Genomic DNA, 4,555 nt, shown 5'->3' with positions numbered 1-4,555 from the left:
CAAAATCGTGAAACAGGCGAAAGAAAGTTGTATCGAGTGTGGTTTTGTAAATCCAGGCTTTGTCCAATGTGCAACTGGAGGAGAGCAATGAAACATGGCATTCAGTCACAAAAGGTTGTTGCTGAAGTTATTAAACAAAAGCCAACAGTTCGTTGGTTGTTTCTCACATTAACAGTTAAAAATGTTTATGATGGCGAAGAATTAAATAAGAGTTTGTCAGATATGGCTCAAGGATTTCGCCGAATGATGCAATATAAAAAAATTAATAAAAATCTTGTTGGTTTTATGCGTGCAACGGAAGTGACAATAAATAATAAAGATAATTCTTATAATCAGCACATGCATGTATTGGTATGTGTGGAACCAACTTATTTTAAGAATACAGAAAACTACGTGAATCAAAAACAATGGATTCAATTTTGGAAAAAGGCAATGAAATTAGACTATGATCCAAATGTAAAAGTTCAAATGATTCGACCGAAAAATAAATATAAATCGGATATACAATCGGCAATTGACGAAACTGCAAAATATCCTGTAAAGGATACGGATTTTATGACCGATGATGAAGAAAAGAATTTGAAACGTTTGTCTGATTTGGAGGAAGGTTTACACCGTAAAAGGTTAATCTCCTATGGTGGTTTGTTAAAAGAAATACATAAAAAATTAAACCTTGATGACACAGAAGAAGGCGATTTGATTCATACAGATGATGACGAAAAAGCCGATGAAGATGGATTTTCTATTATTGCAATGTGGAATTGGGAACGGAAAAATTATTTTATTAAAGAGTAGTTCAACAAACGGGCCAGTTTGTTGAAGATTAGATGCTATAATTGTTATTAAAAGGATTGAAGGATGCTTAGGAAGACGAGTTATTAATAGCTGAATAAGAACGGTGCTCTCCAAATATTCTTATTTAGAAAAGCAAATCTAAAATTATCTGAAAAGGGAATGAGAATAGTGAATGGACCAATAATAATGACTAGAGAAGAAAGAATGAAGATTGTTCATGAAATTAAGGAACGAATATTGGATAAATATGGGGATGATGTTAAGGCTATTGGTGTTTATGGCTCTCTTGGTCGTCAGACTGATGGGCCCTATTCGGATATTGAGATGATGTGTGTCATGTCAACAGAGGAAGCAGAGTTCAGCCATGAATGGACAACCGGTGAGTGGAAGGTGGAAGTGAATTTTGATAGCGAAGAGATTCTACTAGATTATGCATCTCAGGTGGAATCAGATTGGCCGCTTACACATGGTCAATTTTTCTCTATTTTGCCGATTTATGATTCAGGTGGATACTTAGAGAAAGTGTATCAAACTGCTAAATCGGTAGAAGCCCAAACGTTCCACGATGCGATTTGTGCCCTTATCGTAGAAGAGCTGTTTGAATATGCAGGCAAATGGCGTAATATTCGTGTGCAAGGACCGACAACATTTCTACCATCCTTGACTGTACAGGTAGCAATGGCAGGTGCCATGTTGATTGGTCTGCATCATCGCATCTGTTATACGACGAGCGCTTCGGTCTTAACTGAAGCAGTTAAGCAATCAGATCTTCCTTCAGGTTATGACCATCTGTGCCAGTTCGTAATGTCTGGTCAACTTTCCGACTCTGAGAAACTTCTGGAATCGCTAGAGAATTTCTGGAATGGGATTCAGGAGTGGACAGAACGACACGGATATATAGTGGATGTGTCAAAACGCATACCATTTTGAACGATGACCTCTAATAATTGTTAATCATGTTGGTTACGTATTTATTAACTTCTCCTAGTATTAGTAATTATCATGGCTGTCATGGCGCATTAACGGAATAAAGGGTGTGCTTAAATCGGGCCATTTTGCGTAATAAGAAAAAGGATTAATTATGAGCGAATTGAATTAATAATAAGGTAATAGATTTACATTAGAAAATGAAAGGGGATTTTATGCGTGAGAATGTTACAGTCTATCCCGGCATTGCCAGTCGGGGATATTAAAAAGAGTATAGGTTTTTATTGCGATAAACTAGGTTTCACTTTGGTTCACCATGAAGATGGATTCGCAGTTCTAATGTGTAATGAGGTTCGGATTCATCTATGGGAGGCAAGTGATGAAGGCTGGCGCTCTCGTAGTAATGATTCACCGGTTTGTACAGGTGCGGAGTCGTTTATTGCTGGTACTGCTAGTTGCCGCATTGAAGTAGAGGGAATTGATGAATTATATCAACATATTAAGCCTTTGGGCATTTTGCACCCCAATACATCATTAAAAGATCAGTGGTGGGATGAACGAGACTTTGCAGTAATTGATCCCGACAACAATTTGATTAGCTTTTTTCAACAAATAAAAAGCTAAAATCTATTATTAATCTGTTCAGCAATCGGGCGCGATTGCTGAATAAAAGATACGAGAGACCTCTCTTGTATCTTTTTTATTTTGAGTGGTTTTGTCCGTTACACTAGAAAACCGAAAGACAATAAAAATTTTATTCTTGCTGAGTCTGGCTTTCGGTAAGCTAGACAAAACGGACAAAATAAAAATTGGCAAGGGTTTAAAGGTGGAGATTTTTTGAGTGATCTTCTCAAAAAATACTACCTGTCCCTTGCTGATTTTTAAACGAGCACGAGAGCAAAACCCCCCTTTGCTGAGGTGGCAGAGGGCAGGTTTTTTTGTTTCTTTTTTCTCGTAAAAAAAAGAAAGGTCTTAAAGGTTTTATGGTTTTGGTCGGCACTGCCGACAGCCTCGCAGAGCACACACTTTATGAATATAAAGTATAGTGTGTTATACTTTACTTGGAAGTGGTTGCCGGAAAGAGCGAAAATGCCTCACATTTGTGCCACCTAAAAAGGAGCGATTTACATATGAGTTATGCAGTTTGTAGAATGCAAAAAGTGAAATCAGCTGGACTAAAAGGCATGCAATTTCATAATCAAAGAGAGCGAAAAAGTAGAACGAATGATGATATTGACCATGAGCGAACACGTGAAAATTATGATTTGAAAAATGATAAAAATATTGATTACAACGAACGTGTCAAAGAAATTATTGAATCACAAAAAACAGGTACAAGAAAAACGAGGAAAGATGCTGTTCTTGTAAATGAGTTGCTAGTAACATCTGACCGAGATTTTTTTGAGCAACTGGATCCAGGAGAACAAAAACGATTTTTTGAGGAAAGTTATAAATTATTTTCCGAACGATATGGCAAGCAAAATATTGCTTATGCAACAGTTCATAATGATGAGCAAACCCCTCACATGCATTTAGGTGTTGTGCCTATGCGTGATGGAAAACTGCAAGGAAAAAATGTGTTTAATCGTCAAGAACTGTTATGGCTACAAGATAAATTCCCCGAGCATATGAAAAAACAGGGTTTTGAGTTGAAGCGTGGTGAACGTGGCTCTGACCGTAAACATATTGAGACAGCTAAATTTAAAAAACAAACTTTGGAAAAAGAGATTGATTTTCTAGAAAAAAATTTAGCAGTTAAAAAAGATGAATGGACTGCTTATAGCGATAAAGTTAAATCAGATTTAGAAGTACCAGCGAAACGACACATGAAAAGTGTTGAAGTGCCAACGGGTGAAAAGTCCATGTTTGGTTTGGGAAAAGAAATAATGAAAACAGAAAAGAAACCAACCAAAAATGTTGTTATATCGGAGCGTGATTATAAAAACTTAGTGACTGCTGCGAGAGATAACGATAGGTTAAAACAGCATGTTAGAAATCTCATGAGTACTGATATGGCGAGAGAATATAAAAAATTAAGTAAAGAACATGGGCAAGTTAAAGAAAAATATAGTGGTCTTGTAGAGCGATTTAATGAAAATGTAAATGATTATAATGAGTTGCTTGAAGAAAACAAGTCTTTAAAGTCTAAAATAAGCGATTTAAAGCGTGATGTGAGTTTAATCTATGAAAGCACTAAGGAATTCCTTAAGGAACGTACAGACGGCTTAAAAGCCTTTAAAAACGTTTTTAAGGGGTTTGTAGACAAGGTAAAGGATAAAACAGCACAATTCCAAGAAAAACACGATTTAGAACCTAAAAAGAACGAATTTGAACTAACTCATAACCGAGAGGTAAAAAAAGAACGAAGTCGAGATCAGGGAATGAGTTTATAAAATAAAAAAAGCACCTGAAAAGGTGTCTTTTTTTGATGGTTTTGAACTTGTTCTTTCTTATCTTGATACATATAGAAATAACGTCATTTTTATTTTAGTTGCTGAAAGGTGCGTTGAAGTGTTGGTATGTATGTGTTTTAAAGTATTGAAAACCCTTAAAATTGGTTGCACAGAAAAACCCCATCTGTTAAAGTTATAAGTGACTAAACAAATAACTAAATAGATGGGGGTTTCTTTTAATATTATGTGTCCTAATAGTAGCATTTATTCAGATGAAAAATCAAGGGTTTTAGTGGACAAGACAAAAAGTGGAAAAGTGAGACCATGGAGAGAAAAGAAAATCGCTAATGTTGATTACTTTGAACTTCTGCATATTCTTGAATTTAAAAAGGCTGAAAGAGTAAAAGATTGTGCTGAAATATTAGAGTATAAACAAAATC

4 protein-coding genes and 1 pseudogene are annotated in these 4,555 nt (G+C 35.7%); all 5 read left to right on the top strand.

Translation table 11 applies throughout. From position 1 onward, the window contains the following. Positions 1–795 (top strand): protein rep (locus tag AC2D8K_RS12345; RefSeq protein WP_243603437.1); only part of this gene is annotated, 795 nt, incomplete at its 5' end. A gap of 168 nt (positions 796–963) precedes the next feature. Further along, positions 964–1,725 (top strand): aminoglycoside O-nucleotidyltransferase ANT(4')-Ia, encoded by a 762-nt coding sequence (gene aadD1 / locus AC2D8K_RS12340; protein ID WP_001014230.1) that lies wholly within the window; start codon positions 964–966, stop codon positions 1,723–1,725. 216 nt (positions 1,726–1,941) lie between these two features. Further along, on the top strand, positions 1,942–2,346 hold the full coding sequence (gene bleO, locus AC2D8K_RS12335; RefSeq protein WP_001242578.1) for a bleomycin binding protein: 405 nt from the start codon (positions 1,942–1,944) through the stop codon (positions 2,344–2,346). A 506-nt stretch (positions 2,347–2,852) separates the two neighbouring features. Then, positions 2,853–4,115, top strand: a complete 1,263-nt coding sequence (mobV, locus tag AC2D8K_RS12330) for a MobV family relaxase (protein WP_000119405.1) — start codon at positions 2,853–2,855, stop codon at positions 4,113–4,115. 244 nt (positions 4,116–4,359) lie between these two features. Next, positions 4,360–4,555: pseudogene (locus AC2D8K_RS12325) on the top strand (protein rep); the annotation flags it as partial.

The sequence above is a fragment of the Staphylococcus sp. 510 genome, from assembly GCF_057219715.1.
Note: the sequence above shows the minus strand (reverse complement) of the source record. Positions and strands in the feature narration are given on the sequence as shown.

Coding starts and splice junctions, on each gene's coding strand:
- mobV (WP_000119405.1), top strand. CDS start 2,853: ATGAGTTATGCAGTTTGTAGAATGCAAAAAGTGAAATCAGCTGGACTA.